This is a genomic window from Nitratireductor alexandrii, assembly GCF_004000215.1.
In the GTDB taxonomy this organism is placed as follows: domain Bacteria; phylum Pseudomonadota; class Alphaproteobacteria; order Rhizobiales; family Rhizobiaceae; genus Mangrovimarina; species Mangrovimarina alexandrii.
In genome coordinates, this window is sequence record NZ_RBVY01000002.1 from 37573 (window position 1) to 55163 (window position 17591).

The window sequence follows — 17591 nt, forward strand, 5'->3', positions numbered from 1 at the left end:
GATGCGTTCGCTGCTGCTCCTGTTCGCGGTCTTCCTTGTCATCGGGGCAGCCCCGGTGCTGGTCGTTTCGGAATTCTGGCTCGACGTCATCATCATGACGCTTTACGCCGCGCTGCTGGGCCAGGCCTGGAACATTCTTGGCGGCTATGGCGGCCAGTTCTCCTTCGGCCATGCCGCCTATTTCGGTACCGGCGCCTATACCGTCGCGGTGCTGCAGGTGCAGTTCGGCGTCAATCCCTGGATCGGGCTTGTCGCCGGCGCGCTGACGGCGGGAGCGGTCGCCGCCTTCATCGGCTTTTCCACCTTCCGCTACGGCCTGCGCGGTTCTTATTTCGCGCTGGTCACGCTCGCCTTCGCCGAGGTCCTGCGCATCCTGTCGAACTCGGTCGAGGTCACCGGCGCCGGCGTTGGTATCCTGATCCCGCTGGAGCGCAGCCTGGCCAATCTGCAATTCGCTTCCAAGACATCCTATTTCTGGCTGATCTGGACGATGACGCTGGCGGCCTTCCTCGTCGTGTGGTGGATCGGGAATTCGCGGTTCGGCGCCAGGCTGATGGCGGTGCGCGACAATGAGGAGGCCGCCCGCGCGCTCGGCGTCGATGCGTTTCGCGTCAAGATGGGCGCGATCGTGCTGTCGGGTGTCTTTTCCGGCCTGGCCGGGGTCTTTTACGCGCAATATCTGCTCTATCTCGACCCGTCGATCGCCTACGGTCCGGCGGTCTCCATCGAAAGCCTGCTGGTGCCGATTATCGGCGGCATGGGCACGCTGTTCGGTCCCCTGCTCGGTGCCGCCGCAATCCACGCCGTTTCCGAGTTCACCAGCGAGGTGACCGGCGACGCGCCGGGCATCAGCCTGGCCGTTTACGGCGCGCTGCTGGTTGTCATGGTCACCTTCATGCCGCGCGGCCTGGCCGGCCTCGTCGGCCGTCTCGGCGCCCGGCGCGGCGCGCGCGCCCTCGCCGTGGAGCGCCGCCATGCTTGAGGTCGCCGGCCTGTCCAAGAATTTCGGCGGCGTTCAGGCCGCCCGTGATGTCGGTTTCACCGTGCCGCAAGGCGTGATCGCCTCGCTGATCGGTCCCAACGGCGCCGGCAAGACGACCCTGTTTGCGATGATCACCGGCTTTCATCGCCCCGACCGCGGCACGGTGCGGTTTTGCGGCGAGGACATCACCGGCCTTTCGCCCGAGGCGATCGCCCGGCGCGGCATGGTCCGCACCTTTCAGATCGTCCAGCCCTTCGCCGGCCAGACGGTGCGCGACAACATCGCCGTCGGCGCCCATCTTCACATCGCCTCGCGGGCCGGCGCGCTCGCCTATGCCGGCGAGGTGGCGCGCAAGGTCGGGCTCGGTGACCGGCTCGACATCGACGCGGCCGCGCTGACCGTCGCCGGGCGCAAACGGCTCGAAGTCGCCCGCGCGCTCGCCACCCGGCCGAAGCTGATCCTGCTCGACGAGGTCATGGCCGGGCTCAACCCGTCCGAGATCGAGGCGGTGATCCCGGTCATTCGCGCGATCCGCGACGCGGGCGTGACCGTGCTTTTGATCGAGCACGTCATGCAGGCGGTGATGAGCCTGTCGGAACATACCTGGGTGCTCAATCAGGGCGCAATCATCGCCGAGGGCACGGCGTCGGACGTGGTCGCCGATCCGCGCGTGATCGAAGCCTATCTGGGCAAGGGCATGGCCGAGCGCATGCGCGCCAGGGAGGCGGCCAATGCTTGAGGTAGCGGGTCTGCGCGGCGGTTATGGCGCGGTCGAGGTGCTGCGCGGCGTCGACATCGACATTGCCCGTGGCGAGATCGTCGCGCTGCTTGGCTCCAACGGCGTCGGCAAGACGACCTTCGCCGCGCTTCTGTCCGGGCTTCTGCCCTGCCGCGGCGGCACCATCCGCTTTGCCGGCCACGACATCACCCGGCTCGGCGCGCGGCGCATCGTCGAGCTCGGCCTGATCCAGGTGCCGGAAGGCCGGCATATCTTTCCCAATCTCACGGTGCGCGAAAATCTCGAGCTCGGCGCCTATCGGCGCGGCAAGCCCAACCGTGCCGCCAACATCGCCCGCGTCGGCGAGACGTTTCCCCGGCTCGCCGAGCGGTTCGATCAGAAGGCCGGCACCTTGTCGGGCGGCGAACAGCAGATGCTGGCGATCGGGCGCGGCATGATGGCGGAACCCGAATTGCTGATCCTCGACGAGCCGTCGATCGGCCTGTCGCCGCTTTTGGTGGAAGAAATGTTCGCCCTGATCCGGCAGCTCAACGAGGCCGGACTGACGATCCTGCTGGTCGAACAGAACGTTCTGCAGTCGCTCGAGATCGCCGACCGCGCCTTTGTCATGGAGAACGGCGAAATCCGCCTGTCCGGCAAGGCCGCCGCCATGCTCGACGATCCCGAATTGCAACGCTCCTATCTCGGGCTGGTGTGATGGCGCACACCTTGGCGCAGAAGATCATCGCAAGCGCGGCCGGCCGCGACACGGTCGCGCCTGGAGAGGTCGTCACCGCCGCCGTCGATCTCGCCATGATCCACGATTCGGGCGGCCCGCGCCGGGTCGAGCCGATCCTGCGCGAACTGGGCGTCGGGCTGTTCGATGCGCAAAAAGTGGTGCTGATCTCCGATCATTTCGTGCCCGGCGACACAGACGAGGGCGCCCGCATTCTCGAACTCACCCGGCAGTGGGCGCGCCAGCGCAAGGTCGCCTTCCATGACGGCGAGGGCATCTGTCACGTCGTCCTGCCCGAGCGCGGCCATCTCAGGCCCGGCATGTTCGTGGTCGGGGGCGACAGCCATTCCCCGACCGGCGGCGCCTTCGGCGCCTATATGTTCGGGGTCGGCGCGACCGAGATGGCGGGCGTGCTGGCGACCGGCGAGATCTGGCTCAAGGTTCCCGAAACGATCTTGATCGAATGGCAAAACCGGCTCGGGCCCGGGGTCGTCGCCAAGGACATGATGCTGGCGCTGTGCGCACGGCTGGGCATGGATGGCGGACGCTACCAGGCGGTCGAATATGCCGGCGAGGCGGTCGCGGCACTGTCGATGCAGGAGCGCATGACCCTGTCCAACATGGCCGCCGAACTGGGCGCGCAGGCGGGCCTGATCGCGCCCGACGCCACGACGGTGGCCTGGCTTGCCGCGCATGGCGGCGATGCCGGCGACTGGGGCTGGCTCAACACCGATCCCGGCGCGGCGCTGCTCGAACATCATGTCTTCGACGCCGCCGCACTCGCCCCGCAAGTGGCCGCGCCGCATTCGCCGGCCAATGCCGGTCCGGTCGGCGAGGCGCCGCCGACGAGCATCGACGTCGCCTATATCGGCGCCTGCACCGGCGCCAAATATGACGATCTCAAAAACGCCGCGGCGATCCTGAAAGGCCGGCGCCTGGCCGCTGGCGTCGCGCTGATGGTGGCGCCGTCCTCGCGCCGCGACCAGGAGCGCGCGGCCGCCGACGGCATCATGGCCGTGTTCGAAGGCGCCGGCGCGCGCATCCTGCCCAATGCCTGCGGCATCTGCGCCGGCTATGGCGCCGACCGGCTCGGCGAGGACGTCACCTGCATCTCCTCGACCGCGCGCAATTTCCGCGGGCGCATGGGGGCGGCGTCGGCGAAAGTGTGGCTTGGCTCTCCCTATACCGTGGCGGCCGCGGCGGTCGCCGGCCGCATCGTCGATCCGCGCGACCTGCTGGCCGGCGGAGACACGGCATGAGCGGGCGCGTTTTCCTGTTCGGCGACGACATCGACACCGACCAGCTCGCGCCGGGCGCCTATATGAAGGGCGGCATCGAGGCGCTGGCCGCCCATTGCCTGGAAACGGCGCGGCCGGATTTCGCCGCCACCGTGCAGCCCGGCGATGTCGTGGTGGCGGGCCGGAATTTCGGCATGGGCTCCTCGCGCGAGCAGGCCGCCGAGGCCTTGAAACATCTCGGCGTCGCCGGGGTGGTGGCGCGCTCCTTCGCCGGCATTTTCTATCGCAACGCCATCAATCTCGGCCTGCCGGTTCTGGTCGGCGCGGATCTGGACGCGGTCGCGGATGGGGAGCGGGCGGTGCTCGACCTGGACGCAAGCCGGTTGCGGCTGCCCGACCGCGACGTCTGCGTGCGTCTTGAGCCCTTGCCCGACAATCTCAGGCGCATGCTGCGTGACGGCGGCCTGGTGCCGCATCTCAAGAAGCGCTTCGCCGCGGAGCGCGCGCGGGAGACGGGCCGATGAGCCTCAAGAAACGATTGCAGACGTCACCGATCCTGCTCGCGCCGGGCGTCTACGACGCCCTGTCGGGCCTGATCGCCGAGCAGGCCGGGGCGGAGGCCGTCTACCTGTCGGGCGCCTCGATCGCCTATACGCGCTTCGGCCGGCCCGATATCGGGCTGGTCTCGATGAGCGAGGTCGCCGACACCATCGCCGCGCTGCGCGACCGGGTGAGCCTGCCGATCGTGGTCGACGCCGATAACGGTTTCGGCAACGCGCTCAACGTACAACGCACCGTGCGCGTGTTCGAGCGCATGGGTGCCGGCGCCCTCCAGCTCGAAGATCAGACGATGCCCAAGCGCTGCGGGCATCTCGACGGCAAATCGCTGATTTCGACGGCGGAGATGGCGGGCAAGATCCGCGCCGCCTGCGATGCCCGCGCCAGCGAGGAAACCCTGATCATCGGCCGCACCGACGCGATCGCGGTCGAAGGTTTCGAGGCCGCCCTCGACCGGGCCGAGACCTATGTCGAGGCCGGCGCCGACATGCTTTTTGTCGAGGCCCCGCAATCGCTGGCCGAGATCGGCGAGATCGTCCAGCGCTTCAAGGGGCGCGTGCCGCTGATGGCCAATATGGTGGAGGGCGGCAAGACCCCGGCGATGGATGCCGCGGGCCTGGAGGCGCTCGGCTTCGACCTGGTCATCTTTCCGGGTGGGGTGGTGCGTGCGGTCGCGGCGACGGCGCGCGCCTATTACGCCAACCTGCTGGGCACCGGCTCGAACCAGGCCTTTCGCGACCGCATGTTCGATTTCGCGGGGCTGAACGGGGTCATCGGCACGCCGGAGCTGCTCGCCGAAGGCAAGCGCTATGACGCGGAGGACGATCAATGAGCGGCACCGCGACCGTCGACGCCGTGACGCTGGCGATCCTGAAGGGCCGGCTGGAGCAGATCGCCGACGAGATGGATGCCACCTTGTTCCGCTCCGCCTTCAACCCGATCATCGCCGAGGCGCATGACGCCTCGCACGGCATCTACGACGCGGCGACCGGCGAGACCCTGGTCCAGGGCAAGTCCGGCCTGCCGATCTTCGTCGGCGTGATGGCCTTCGCCGTGCAGGCGGTCATCGAGAAGGCCAGGCACCGGGGCGGCATCCACGAGGGGGATGTCTGGATCTTCAACGATCCCTATGACGGCGGCACCCATCTGTCCGACTTCCGGCTGGTCAAGCCGGTCTTCCGCGACGGCGCGGTGTTCTGCTTTCTCGCTTCGGTCGGCCATTGGCACGATGTCGGCGGCAATGTGCCGGGCAATTACAATCCCGCCGCCACCGAGTGTTTTCAGGAAGGCATGCTGATCCCGCCGGTCAAGCTCTATGATGGCGGCGCGTTCCGCCAGGACGTGGTCGACATCCTGTCGGCCAATTCGCGCCTGCCGATGTCGCTCTACGGTGACCTGAACGGCCAGATCAACGCGCTCGAACTCGGCGAAAAACGCATGCACGCGCTGATCGACGATTATGGCGCGCCGACGATTTCCGCAGCACTTGCTGCCCTGAAGGCGCGTGCGGCGGAGATGATGCGCGCCCAGATCGCCGAATTGCCGGCCGGAACCGTGTCGGCGGAGGATTTTCTCGACAATGACGGCATCGTCGACGAGCCGCTGAGGATCGCGCTCGATTTGACGGTCGGCGACGGCCGCATGGTGATGGATTTTTCGCGCTCATCGCCGGCCTGTGCCGGCCCGGTCAACATCTCGCGCGCCACCACGGTGGCGGCTTGTTATGTCGCGCTGAAACATATTTTCGGCGACGTGCCGGCCAATGCCGGGGTACTCGAGCCGGTGGAGTTCCGCATCGATCCCGGCTCGCTGCTTTCCGTCACCGCACCGAAACCGGTCGGCGGGTACACCGAAACCATCCTGCGCCTGATCGACGTCGTCTTCCAGGCGGTCGCCCGGATCGCGCCGGAGCCGGCGATGGCCTGTGCCTACGGCACCATCAACGCGCTGTCTCTGGCCGGCCATCGCGGTACCGGCCAGCGTTGGGTGATGTTTTCCTTCTTCGGCGGCGGCCACGGCGCCCATGGCGGCGGCGACGGCCTCAACCACGGCAACGCGCCGATCTCGACCGCCACCATCCCTCCGCTCGAAATCCTGGAAGCGGCCTATCCGGTACGCTTCACGCAATGGGCGCTGCGCCCGGATTCGGGCGGCCCCGGACGCTATCGCGGTGGGCTCGGCGCCATCTACGAGATCGAGCTTCTGGAAGAGCGGGCCGACGTGTTCTTGTTCGGCGAGCGCGGCCGTTTCGCCCCGCGCGGCGTCGTCGGTGGCGGCGACGGGGCAAAAAACCGCTTCGCCTACCAGCAGAACGATGGCGAGCACCGGCCGCCGATGGTGTCCAAGACGGTCGGCGTCCAGCTTGCCCGCGGCCAGCGCCTGCGGCTCGAAACGCCGGGCGGCGGCGGCTACGGTCCGGCCTTTTCACGCCCGATCGAGGAGGTCGCGCGCGACCTGCGGCTCGGTTTCGTCAGCGTCGAACAGGCGGCCGCCAGCTATGGCGTGGCGTTTTCGACGGACGGCACCGTTGACGACGAGGCCACCCGCCAACTGCGCAGCCGGGAGGCCGCCACGTGAGCGACAAAGCCTATATTGTCGGTGTCGATGTCGGCGGCACTTTCACCGATGTTTTCGTGCTCGACGAGACCGCGGGCGCCGTCATCACCACCAAGGTTCCCTCCACGCGCGGCGACCAATCGCGCGGCTTCGTCCAGGGCATCGCCGAGATCGTCGCCGATTTCGCCGACATTCGCACGCTCGTCCACGGCACCACCGTCGGCACCAACGCGCTGTTGGAGCGCAAGGGCGCGCGCACCGGCATCATCACCACCGAGGGGTTTCGCGATGTGATCGAAATGCGCCGGCGCGACCGTCCGACCACCTGGGGCCTGAAGGGCGGCTTCACGCCGGTGGTCGAACGCGGCGACCGGCTCGAGGTCGCCGAGCGGGTGCTGGCCGACGGCACCGTGCTCACCCCGGTCGATGCGGACGCGGTGCGTGCGCGGGCCGGCGTTCTTGCCGCGGCCGGCTGCGAGGCGGTGTGCGTTTTCTTCATCAACGGCTACGCCAACGACGACAATGAGCGACGCGCCGTCGAAGCGGTGCGCTCGGTCTGGCCCAACGCCTTCGTCACCGCAGCCACCGAGATCCTGCCGGAAATCCGCGAATTCGAGCGCGCCTCCACCGCCACGCTCAACGCCTATCTGCAGCCGGTGGTTTCGTCCTATCTGGAGCGGCTGCAACAGGGGCTGGACGGGCGCGGCTTCGCCGGCGAGCTTTTGATCGTTCAGTCGAACGGCGGGGTGATGTCGGCCGAGACCGCGCGCCGCTATCCCGTGCGCACGGCGCTGTCGGGACCGGCGGCCGGCGTGATCGCGGCAACCGCCATCGCGCGGGCGGCCGGGTTTGCCAACATCATCACCTGCGACATGGGCGGCACCTCTTTCGACGTCTCGTTGGTGGCCGACGGCCAGGCCGCGCTCGCCGCCCAGACGGCGATCGATTTCGGCCTGGTGGTGCGTACCCCGATGATCGAGATCACCACGATCGGCGCCGGCGGCGGCTCGATTGCCGGGCTCGACAAGAGCGGCCTGCTGCAGGTCGGTCCCGAATCGGCCGGTTCCGATCCCGGCCCGGTCTGTTACGGTCTCGGCAACAACCGCCCGACGGTCACCGACGCCAATCTCGTGCTCGGCCGCATCAATCCCGATCGCCCGATCGGCGGCAAGCTGGAACGGCTCGACATCGAAGCCGCGCGTGCGGCGATCGAAGCCCGGATCGCACAGCCGCTCGGGCTTTCGGTCGAGGACGCGGCCGAAGCCGTTCTGCGGCTCGCCAACGCCAAGATGGCCGGCGCCATCCGCCTGGTCTCGATCGAGAAGGGGCACGATCCGGCCGAGTTCGCGGCCATGCCCTTCGGCGGCGGCGGCGCGTTGCACACCGGCGCGTTGATCAAGGAGGTCGGCCTCGGCTCGGCTTTGGTGCCGCGCTTTCCCGGCGTCACCTCCGCGCTCGGCTGCGTCGTGGCCGATATGCGTCACGACCGGGTCCAGACGGTCAATCGGCTCCTGGACGATGTCGACGCCGAAGCGCTCGGCCGCGCGATGCTGGCCGTCGCGGAGGAAACCGAGACGGTGCTGGCGCGTGCCGGCGTCGCCTTCGAGCGCGTCGATCGGGTGTTCGAGCTCGACATGCTTTATCTCGGCCAGACCCATTCCGTCGCCGTGCCGATCGCGATCGGCCCCGGCGGGCTCGACGCCGAAACGGTTGCCGGCGCCTTCGACGATGCCTATCGCGAGGCCTTCGGGCGGCTTCTGGACGGCATCCCCAAACGGATAATGAACCACCGCGTCGCGGTGATCGGCCGGCGGCCGGCGCTCGACATGAAGGTCTTCGCGCCCGTCGACGGCCGGCCGGCCGAAGCGTGCCGGACCGCGACCCGGCAAGTCTATGCCGATGGTGCCCATCACGAGGCCGGTGTCTACGAGCGGCTCGGCCTCGCCGTCGGCGCGGTGATCGAGGGGCCGGCGCTACTCGAGCAACCCGATACCACGATCTTCGTCGACCCGGGGCTCGTCGCCGCCGTCGACCGTTTCGGCAATCTGGTGATCACGCCGAAAAGGGATGAAAAATGACGCATGCCGCAATCGATGCCGCGCGCACTGCGCTGGTCATCGTCGATCTGCAAAACGATTTCCTGCATCCCGACGGCGCCTATGCCCGCGGCGGTCAGGCCAATGACGACATCGCTGCCCTGCCGCAACGCGTGCTGCCTCTGGCCGAAGCGCTGCGCGCGCGGGGCGGCTGGGTCGTCTCGACGCATTTTACCCTGGTTCCCGGCAAGGGCGGCGAGCCTTTCATCGCGCCGCATCTCAAGGCGATGCGACCCTTTCTCGGCAAGGGCGACTTCGCTCCCGGTTCGTGGGGCCACGATCTGGTCGACCGTCTCAAGCCGGCCGATCTGACGGTGGAAAAAATCGCCTATTCGGCCTTCTACATGACCCGGCTCGAATGGCTGCTGCGCAAGGCCGGCATCGACACGCTGATCTTTTGCGGCATCGTCACCAATGGCGGCGTCGCCTCCACGGTACGCGACGCGCACGTGCGCGACTTCGCCACCATCGTCGTGTCGGACGGCTGCGCGGCGTTCTCGCGCGACACCCACGAGCGCGCCGTGGCGGATCTGGCCACGGTGGCGCGCGTCATGCGCTGCGCCGACGCGCGCGACCTTGTCGAAGGGTCTTGACGGTGACGGCGGCCCCCGTTTTGCGCGGCGCGCCCGAACGGGTCGACGCGGCGGCCGATGTCGTGGTTATCGGCGCCGGCGCCTGCGGGCTGATGGCGGCGCTGCGCGCCCGTGCGGAGGGGGCGCAGGTGCTGGTTGTCGAACGCGACGCCACGCCCTCGGGCTCGACCGCGATGTCGTCCGGTTTCGTGCCGGCGCCGGCCACCCGCTTCCAACGCGAGATCGGCGTTGCGGACGATACGCCGGCCCGCTTCGCGGCCGACATCCTGGCCAAGGCGAACGGGCGTTGCGACGCGGAACTGGCGACCCTGGCCGCCGAAACCATCGGCCCGGCGCTGGAATGGCTCGCCGATCACGCCGGCGTCGACTGGCGGGTTCTCGATGATTTTCTTTACCCCGGTCACAGCCGCCACCGCATGCATTGCGTGGACGAGCGCACCGGGGCCGCGCTGCATGCGCGCCTGCTGGCCGCCGCCGAGACGATGGAGATCGCGATCGCCACCCAGGCGCGCGCCACCCAGCTCTATGCCGATGCCGATGCCGGGGACCGGATCGTGGCGGTCGGGATCGAGCGGCCGGGCGGCGGGCGCGAGACGCTCGGCTGCGGCGCGCTGGTCCTGGCCTCGAGCGGTTTCGGCGGCGATCCGGACCTGGTGAAAACCCACATTCCCGAACTCGGCGGGGCGCTTTATTACGGCCATGCCGGCAATACCGGCGATGCCGTGCGCTGGGGCAAGGCGCTCGGCGCCGGGCTCGCGCACATGTCCGGCTACCAGGGGCACGGCTCGCTGGCCCATCCGCACGCGATCCTGATTTCCTGGGCGCTGATGATGAAAGGCGCGATCCAGCTCAACGAGCGGGGCGACCGGTTTTCCGACGAAAGCGGCGGCTATTCCGAGCAGGCGGTCAAGGTGCTGGCCCAGCCGGGCGGTTTTGCCTGGAACATCTACGACGAAACGGTCCACCGCTTCGGCCTCACCTTTCCCGACTATCGCGAGGCGGTTGCCGCAGGCGCCGTGCGCACGGCGCCGACTGTCGGTGCGCTCGCCGCCATGACCGGGCTGCCGCAATTGCGGCTCGCCGCCAGCCTGGCTGAGGTGGCCCGGATTTGCGCCGGCACCAGGCCGGACCCGTTCGGGCGCGATTTTTCCGGTCTGGCGCCGTTGTTGCCGCCGTTTTACGCGGTCAAGGTGACCGGCGCGCTGTTCCATACCCAGGGCGGATTGCGGATCGACGGTTGCGCCCGCGTCCTTGACCGGCAGGACCGGCCGTTTGCCAATCTTTTCGCCGGCGGCGGCGCGGCCTGCGGCGTGTCGGGCCCAGACGTGTCGGGTTATCTGTCCGGCAACGGGCTTTTGACGGCGATCGCCTTTGGCTTCCTCGCCGGCCGCGCGGCGGTGCGGGCGGCGCTGGAGCCGGCCGGATAACATCGCAACGGCTCTCGTTTGGCGGAGCGAGCGGCGGCGGGACCACCCTTGCGCGCGGCCGGCGCGCGGCCGCAACCCGTCAACTGCGCGACTGACCAGCCGCGCCGAACTGCTCCGCCAGCCTGATGACCTCCAGAGCCGAATGCGCGACGATGTCGGCGCCGGTGTGCCGGAACCCGTCCGGTTGCGCAAGAACGGCAGCGCCGCCGATCGCGATCTTCATGGTGCGGGTGGTGGCGTCCGACCGGCAGCGATCTATGGCTTCCTTGCAGTCCCTTGCTTCCTCCAACTGTCCGATCGACAGGCCGAGCAGATGGTAGGAGCGGGCGGACAGGCGCATATACATGGTTTCGCCGATTTCCATGTCGGCGCCGCCATCGACGATCCAGCCCAGATCCCTGAAACACATTCTGACCAGCGTGACGCCGAGCGTGTGCTTGGTCGCGTGGGAACGGGCAAGCAGGATACGCTTCGCCGAGGCGGGCTGCGATGGCTGCGGCCCCGCATGGGTCAAATGATGGACCACGTTGCTCAACCGGGTGGAGGCGACCGCGACTTGGATGAAATCGGCATCGTCATCGCACCAGTAATTGCCGAGCTCCGTCGCGATCGGACACAAAAGATGAATGGCGAGCGTCTGGAGCGGGATATCCGCCTGAAGCAGTTCCTGGATCAGGTCCCGGTGGTGCCGCGGGTCCGGATCGATAAGCGCCTTCAGGAACCGTTCGCGATACGAGACCGCCCGGTCCATGGCCGGCATCTGCCTGGCCCGTTCGTCGAGTTCGGGATGAAGTCGATGGTCGATGTCCGCAGCACGCGTGGCTTTGCCGCCTGCATCCTTGGAGCCGGCGTGCAGGGCACCGACCAGACCAGACACTTGGCTACGTACGCTCTGCTCCAGAACCGTCAGGTCCTGCGAGGAAAGGCGGCTGGTCTTGTCTGTCTCTAACGTCTGGCCATGTTCGGTGAACGGTAACGAAGACTTTGTTGTTCCCGTCTGAACGTTACTGGGCTCTTTATAGGCCAATTCCCCCTCCCGATGACTCGGCCTAGGCGGTCAGGCTCCTCCACGAAGTCGACTGTACTACATCAAATTGTATCCGCCAAACGAGATCATGTCTTCGTTTAGGTGCAATCTGACGTCGTCGATCTTTACCGGTCCTCCGCACGATGCGCCCATTGGGGGCGGTGCTGAATACCTGTCATGTACCCGCTCAGTCTCGCCGCCGAACCGTGGTCGGCCTGCGCCAGGGTGTTTCGGACAAGCGCCGCGATCTGCTGTGCGTTCAGTCCCGCCTCGTCATACATGTCCGCCGGCGCGGCCTGGGATATGAACGTGTCCGGCAAGGTCATCGTGCGAATGTCGCAACGTCCGTCGAGCAACCCGCGACCGGCCAGGTAATGCAGCACCAACGCGCCAAAACCACCCGTCGCGCCTTCTTCGATGGTCACCAGAAGCTGGTGTCTGGAGAACAGGTCTTCAATCAACTCCACATCGAGCGGCTTGGCGAAACGAGCATCGGCTACCGTGACGGAGATACCGAGTGCCGCCAAGAGCGCACGCGCCTCCAGGCATTGGTCCAGTCGAGCGCCGAACGACAGCAGCGCTGCCGTATGCCCGATATCGACAATGCGCCCCTTGCCGATCGGCAGCGCCAAGCCTGTCTCGGGCAAGAGCGCCCCGGTGCCTTCGCCGCGCGGATAACGGAAGGCGATCGGTCCCCGGTCATGTTCCGCCGCCGTCTTGACCATGTTGACCAGCTCGGCCTCGTCGGCGGCCGCCATCACGGTGAAATTGGGCAGGTTCGCCAGATAGCCGATGTCGAAGGCGCCGGCATGGGTCGGGCCGTCGGCGCCCACCAGTCCGGCCCGGTCGATGGCAAAGCGCACCGGCAGGTTCTGCAGGGCGATATCGTGAACCACCTGATCGTAGCCGCGCTGCAGGAACGTGGAATAGATGGCGCAGAACGGACGCATGCCGCTTGCCGCGAGCCCGCCGGCAAAGGTGACGGCGTGCTGTTCGGCGATGCCGACATCGAAGGTGCGTTCGGGAAACTGCCGGCCGAAAACGTCCAGACCGGTTCCCGCGGCCATCGCCGCGGTGATGGCGACGATGCGCGGGTCGTGCCTGGCCTCTTCGACCAGCGCATTGGCGAACACCTTGGTGTAGCTCGGCGCAGTTGGCCGCGGCTTGAATTGCTTGCCGGACCGAACGTCGAATTTCGAGACGCCGTGATATTTGTCGGCGGCGGTCTCGGCCGGGCCGTAGCCGGCGCCTTTCCGGGTAATGGCATGAAGCAGTACCGGCCCGTCGGCCTCGTGCTTGAGCCTGTGCAGCGTGGCGAGCAGTCCGCGCACGTCGTGACCGTCCACCGGGCCGCAATAGGTAAAGCCCATGTTTTCAAATAGGTTGCGATCCCGCGCGGCACCGTCCCGGTGCGCCGCCAGCGCGTTCAGATGTCCCGACATGGCGCCGGTCGGCGGCGAGATCGACATGTTGTTGTCATTCAAGATGACAAGCAGGCGCCGTTTTTGGCCCCCGGCATTGTTGAGCCCTTCATAGGCCATTCCCGCCGTCAGGGCGCCGTCGCCGATGACGCAGACGACATGCCCGGCTTCACCCTTGAGATCGCGGGCAACGGCAAATCCGAGGCCGGCGGAGACGGAAGTCGAGGAATGGGCGGCGCCGAAGGGGTCGTAGCGGCTTTCGCTGCGTTTGGTGAAGCCGGACAGGCCGTCCTTCTTGCGCAGGGTGCGTATCCGCTCACGGCGTCCGGTCAGCACCTTGTGCGGATAGCACTGATGGCTGACATCCCAAATCAGCGTGTCTTGCGGTGTGTCGAAGACGGCATGCAGGGCAACGGTCAGTTCCACGACCCCGAGGCCGGAACCGAGATGCCCTCCGGTCTCGGACACGACGTCGATGATGTCCGCGCGCAGTTCATCGGCCAGCAGGACGAGTTCGTCTTCGCTCAGGCGTCTGAGATCGTGTGGACCCTCAATCCGGTCGAGCAACGACGTAGCGGCATCTTCCCTGAACGTGGAGCCCATAGCGTTTCCTCCCGCGCTCGAACCCGTCCACCTGCCGGTAGTTGTCAACACCGCGGAACCGGGGCGCCGGTGGACGGCGGCGTCTAGCGTGCATTGTCCGGGAACTTGGCAGAAGTGTAAACTTTTTTTTACAGTCGGGTCGGAAAAATCGTCGTGAGCGGCGGATAGTTGCGTTCCGGCGTCAATGCGTGGCGCCTTTGCCCGCTATCGCAGGACGGTTTGCGGACCCGCTTTCCGCCGCTGGCGCCGCCATGTAGGTTGAGAGGGCTTTCACTGTCGAAACGGAGCCGGCGCATGGCTGCTGCGATCTTCATCGTTCTTGTTATCCTGACAGCCGCCAGCGGTGCCGTCTTCAAGCCGGGATCCTGGTACGAGACGCTTCGCAAACCGTCCTGGACACCGCCGAACTGGGCCTTTCCGACCGTCTGGACGATCCTCTACATCATGATCGCCTATGCCGGCTGGAGTGTGTGGGCGGCGGCCGGCTGGTCGCTGCCCTTGTTGTTCTGGGCGGCGCAGCTCGTCCTGAACGGCATGTGGTCCTGGCTGTTTTTCGGCTTGAGGCGGATGGGGCTCGCGCTTGGCGATGTCGCTCTTCTGTGGCTCGCCATCGCTGGGTTTATCGTGACCGCCTGGCCGGTGTCCCAACTCGCCGCGCTGTTGTTCGCGCCCTATCTCGTGTGGGTGACGATCGCCGGCCTGCTCAATTTTTCCGTCTTGCGCCTTAACGAAGCCGACTGACCGCGCAGGCGCGCAGCGACATCCCAGACATGCGCGATCAGCGCCAGGCTTAGAAAGACCGGCACCCAGGGCAGCACCCCGTCGCGCAGGGCGAACCCCAAGGCGGCCAGGAGGCAGCTTCCGGCAAGCACGTTGGCCAGCAACAGTCTGAAACGGAGGCCGGGCGCGGCGGACAGATAGCACACGAGCGCGAATTCGGCCCACAGAAACGCGATCGCGCCAAAGGCGACCCAGCCGGACTGGAACCAGGTGAAGACTACGCTCATTTCTGACCTGCCGGGATGCCGACCAGTTGCGCGAGATCCTTGAAAAACACCCGGACATGAGCAAGCGGATCCCGTCGCACCAGACGTTTGTTGAGATAGGATTCCCAGGTCAGGCGCTGAATGTCGGGGTCCGCGCACAACGAGACGAACCGTTCACGCAGACGATCGCTGCGATACCAGACGGTTTGCATGATCCCGAGAATGAAGAAGACGCGGCCATGCGCGCGCATGAAGCGGTGCCGGCTTTGCTTGAGAGCGGACGCCCGGCCGGTGGCCAGGCAGGCCGCGACCGCTTCGGCGCTGAGACTGCCGCACAGCATGGCATAATATATCCCTTCGCCCGAGGACGGTGCGACCGTGCCGGCGGCGTCTCCCGCCAATAGCACATTGCGGCCGTTGTCCCAGCGTCGCATCGGCTTGAGCGGCAGCGGCGCTCCCTCGCGTCGCAGCGTGCGCTGGCCCGTCAGCCCGGCCCGGTCGCGCAGCGCCGACGTTGCCCGGCGCAGATTGTGTCCCTTGATTGCCGTGCCGCAGCCGACCGAGGTCCGGTCGCCATGCGGAAACACCCAGCCGTAGAAATCGGGGGAGATGCGGCCGTCATAGACAACGTCGCACCGGTCGCCCCGAAAACGGAGTGGGTTCGCGTCGGACGGGCTTTCCACGATCTCGTGATAGGCAAAGACATAAGGCGGTTTGCTGCGCGCGGGAAACGTCAGCCGCCTGACGGTGGAATTGGCGCCGTCGGCACCGATGACCAGCCGTGCGCCGACCGTATGTTTCGCCCCGTGGCCGTCGTCGCCCATGCGATCAATCGTCAGCCGCAAAGTGCCGTCCGGGGCTTCCTCCATCGCCACCAGCTTGCCGGCAATGCGATGGGCGCCAGCGGCTTCGGCCCGGGCCCGCAGAAACGGATCGAAGCTTTCGCGTTCGACCATGCCGACAAAACCGACATCGCCGATGTGCATGTCGACGGTGTTTCCGGACGGCGCGATCACGCGGGCCGCATGCGCTTTGGCGACGAGAAGCTGATCCGGAATGTCGAAATCGCGAAGGGCGCGCGAGGGAATGGCGCCGCCGCACGGTTTGATCCGGTCGCCGGGATCCACGAGCGCGACCGAATGGCCGGCCGCGGCCAGTTTTTGCGCCGCCGTCGCCCCACAGGGCCCCCCGCCTATAACCGCCGCGTCGTAGATCGTCTGCATGGCGCACTCCATTCTCTAGAGGGGCAGGCTCGTCTCCATTATTCCGCCGGTACCGCGGGCGGCACTGGGCGCGCGGCCGTTAGGGCGGATGACGGGCGGCCGGCACCGATGCGCAGCGCGATCGCCGCCGACACCAAAAACAGCACCGCTTCCAGCGCGAAGACGATCGCAAACGCCGTACTGTCCTGCGCCGTCGCCCATCTGCCCAAGGTCAGCGCAACCGTGCCGGCAAGGCCGCCAAGCCCGAAGGAAATCGCCTGGGCGGCGCCCCAGACGCCCATGCGCATGCCTTCGTTGGCCCGTGTGCCGGCCCCGGCGAGGATCATCATCGTGCCGATCGCGGCGACCGCGAAAGCCCCGTTCATCAGGCCGAGCAGGAAGACATTCGCCGCGAGCGGCCAGGTCGGCGCGAAAGATGCCGAAACCGCCAGGCCCACGAGCGCCAAGCCTGATCCGAGGCAGCCGGCGACAATGAACATCTTCATCAGGCCGGGCCTTTGTTTCGAAAACAGCGCCCCCGCGATGCCGACCACGGCCATGCCGGCGAATACCCCGCCGTGCTGCACGCCCGAAAGCCGGGTGGTTTCGCCCGGTGACATGGCAAAGAGCAGGCCCGCGAAGGGCTCCAGCACCAGGTCCTGCGTGGAGTAGGCCAGCATGGACAGAAAGATGAACACGGTCAGCAGTCGCGCTTCCGCGTCGCTCCAGACTTCCCGCACGCTCTCGCGGAAACTGCCGGCCTTTTCGCGCTTCTGGCCGTCGGCGAGCGTCGGCCGGCGTTCGATGCCGGCCACGGCCACCGCCGACAGCACCAGCACCACAAGCCCGGTGGCCGCGGTCACCGCGACCAGGCGCAGATGCGAATAGGGCTCCAGATTGAGGCCGGTGACGATGGAGGTTGCGACGATGCCGGCGATCATCAGCATCCAGGTGATGGTGGCCGCCGAAGCCCGCCGCTCCGGCGCGGTTTTGGTCGCCAGCAACGCCAGCAGCGAGGTGCCGCTGGCGCCGATGCCGACGCCGATCAGCGCGTAAGCCACGCTGGCGGCCGCCAGACCGGCAGCGAAACTGATTTCGAACAGGAAGGTGGTTGCTGCCGCGGCGGTCCCGCTCACGCCAAGCAGGGCGAGGCCCCCGAGAATCCAGCGCGTGCGGGAATTGCCGATATCGGACCGGTGCCCCCAGAGCGGGCGCGAAATCTGTACGCCGTAATGAAGCCCGACCAGAAGGCCGGGAATGACGGCGGCCAGGGCAAGCTCCACGATCATGACACGGTTCAGCGTCGAATTGGTCAGCACCACGACTGAGCCGAGGGAGGCCTGGACGAGGCCCAGCCGCACGATCGCGAACCAGCTGAGACCTTGCATGTCCGAAGCTGCGTCCCGATTGCTGTCTTGCCGGCCAAGCATGGGGGCTCCCTTCGCGCG

Annotated in this window: 16 protein-coding genes; 11 read left to right on the top strand and 5 right to left on the bottom strand. The window is 67.2% G+C overall.

Annotation, left to right across the window (positions count from 1 at the left end):
- Nucleotide 1 precedes the first annotated feature (1 nt).
- Genes EP380_RS03880 through EP380_RS03925 form a run of 10 tightly spaced genes read left to right on the top strand, consistent with a single transcriptional unit; the run spans nucleotide 2 to nucleotide 10904 of the window.
- On the top strand, nucleotides 2-982 hold the full coding sequence (locus tag EP380_RS03880; RefSeq protein ID WP_127596834.1) for a branched-chain amino acid ABC transporter permease: 981 nt from the start codon (nucleotides 2-4) through the stop codon (nucleotides 980-982).
- Nucleotides 975-1721, top strand: a complete 747-nt coding sequence (locus tag EP380_RS03885; RefSeq protein ID WP_106573363.1) for an ABC transporter ATP-binding protein — start codon at nucleotides 975-977, stop codon at nucleotides 1719-1721. The genes EP380_RS03880 and EP380_RS03885 overlap by 8 nt, the downstream gene beginning before the upstream one ends.
- Nucleotides 1714-2418, top strand: coding sequence for an ABC transporter ATP-binding protein (locus EP380_RS03890; RefSeq protein WP_106573362.1), 705 nt, complete (start codon nucleotides 1714-1716; stop codon nucleotides 2416-2418). The genes EP380_RS03885 and EP380_RS03890 overlap by 8 nt, the downstream gene beginning before the upstream one ends.
- Nucleotides 2418-3695 carry an aconitase/3-isopropylmalate dehydratase large subunit family protein gene (locus EP380_RS03895; protein WP_127596836.1) on the top strand — a complete coding sequence of 426 codons (1278 nt, stop codon included), beginning with the start codon at nucleotides 2418-2420 and terminating at the stop codon, nucleotides 3693-3695. Before EP380_RS03890 ends, EP380_RS03895 begins: the two co-directional genes overlap by 1 nt.
- A complete protein-coding gene (locus EP380_RS03900) occupies nucleotides 3692-4198 on the top strand; it encodes a LeuD/DmdB family oxidoreductase small subunit (protein WP_106573360.1) in 507 nt (168 codons plus the stop codon). Before EP380_RS03895 ends, EP380_RS03900 begins: the two co-directional genes overlap by 4 nt.
- A complete protein-coding gene (locus EP380_RS03905; RefSeq protein WP_127596838.1) occupies nucleotides 4195-5064 on the top strand; it encodes an isocitrate lyase/PEP mutase family protein in 870 nt (289 codons plus the stop codon). Before EP380_RS03900 ends, EP380_RS03905 begins: the two co-directional genes overlap by 4 nt.
- Nucleotides 5061-6809, top strand: a complete 1749-nt coding sequence (locus EP380_RS03910) for a hydantoinase B/oxoprolinase family protein (protein WP_127596840.1) — start codon at nucleotides 5061-5063, stop codon at nucleotides 6807-6809. Before EP380_RS03905 ends, EP380_RS03910 begins: the two co-directional genes overlap by 4 nt.
- Nucleotides 6806-8866 carry a hydantoinase/oxoprolinase family protein gene (locus tag EP380_RS03915; protein ID WP_127596842.1) on the top strand — a complete coding sequence of 687 codons (2061 nt, stop codon included), beginning with the start codon at nucleotides 6806-6808 and terminating at the stop codon, nucleotides 8864-8866. Before EP380_RS03910 ends, EP380_RS03915 begins: the two co-directional genes overlap by 4 nt.
- Nucleotides 8863-9477 (top strand): cysteine hydrolase family protein, encoded by a 615-nt coding sequence (locus EP380_RS03920; RefSeq protein WP_127596844.1) that lies wholly within the window; start codon nucleotides 8863-8865, stop codon nucleotides 9475-9477. Before EP380_RS03915 ends, EP380_RS03920 begins: the two co-directional genes overlap by 4 nt.
- A 2-nt stretch (nucleotides 9478-9479) precedes the next feature.
- Nucleotides 9480-10904, top strand: coding sequence for an FAD-dependent oxidoreductase (locus tag EP380_RS03925; protein WP_238719712.1), 1425 nt, complete (start codon nucleotides 9480-9482; stop codon nucleotides 10902-10904).
- 79 nt (nucleotides 10905-10983) lie between these two features.
- On the opposite strand, the gene EP380_RS03930 is transcribed toward EP380_RS03925, so the two are convergent.
- Both EP380_RS03930 and EP380_RS03935 read right to left on the bottom strand, forming a co-directional pair.
- The gene (locus EP380_RS03930) at nucleotides 10984-11931 is read right to left on the bottom strand and encodes a cobalamin B12-binding domain-containing protein (protein ID WP_238719713.1); all 948 of its coding nucleotides are present in this window, start codon (nucleotides 11929-11931) and stop codon (nucleotides 10984-10986) included.
- 125 nt (nucleotides 11932-12056) lie between these two features.
- Entirely contained in the window at nucleotides 12057-13955 is a 1899-nt protein-coding gene (locus tag EP380_RS03935) for a 1-deoxy-D-xylulose-5-phosphate synthase (protein WP_127596846.1), read from the bottom strand.
- A 294-nt stretch (nucleotides 13956-14249) separates the two neighbouring features.
- On the opposite strand from EP380_RS03935, the gene EP380_RS03940 reads away from it, so the two are divergent.
- On the top strand, nucleotides 14250-14696 hold the full coding sequence (locus EP380_RS03940) for a TspO/MBR family protein (RefSeq protein ID WP_127596848.1): 447 nt from the start codon (nucleotides 14250-14252) through the stop codon (nucleotides 14694-14696).
- On the opposite strand, the gene EP380_RS03945 is transcribed toward EP380_RS03940, so the two are convergent.
- Genes EP380_RS03945 through EP380_RS03955 form a run of 3 tightly spaced genes read right to left on the bottom strand, consistent with a single transcriptional unit; the run spans nucleotide 14627 to nucleotide 17531 of the window.
- Entirely contained in the window at nucleotides 14627-14962 is a 336-nt protein-coding gene (locus EP380_RS03945) for a hypothetical protein (protein WP_127596850.1), read from the bottom strand. The two genes, EP380_RS03940 and EP380_RS03945, sit on opposite strands and share 70 nt — an antisense overlap.
- Nucleotides 14959-16164 (bottom strand): geranylgeranyl diphosphate reductase, encoded by a 1206-nt coding sequence (locus tag EP380_RS03950; protein WP_127596852.1) that lies wholly within the window; start codon nucleotides 16162-16164, stop codon nucleotides 14959-14961. Before EP380_RS03950 ends, EP380_RS03945 begins: the two co-directional genes overlap by 4 nt.
- Nucleotides 16165-16202: 38 nt before the next feature.
- Nucleotides 16203-17531, bottom strand: a complete 1329-nt coding sequence (locus tag EP380_RS03955; RefSeq protein ID WP_238719714.1) for a BCD family MFS transporter — start codon at nucleotides 17529-17531, stop codon at nucleotides 16203-16205.
- Nucleotides 17532-17591: the final 60 nt, after the last annotated feature.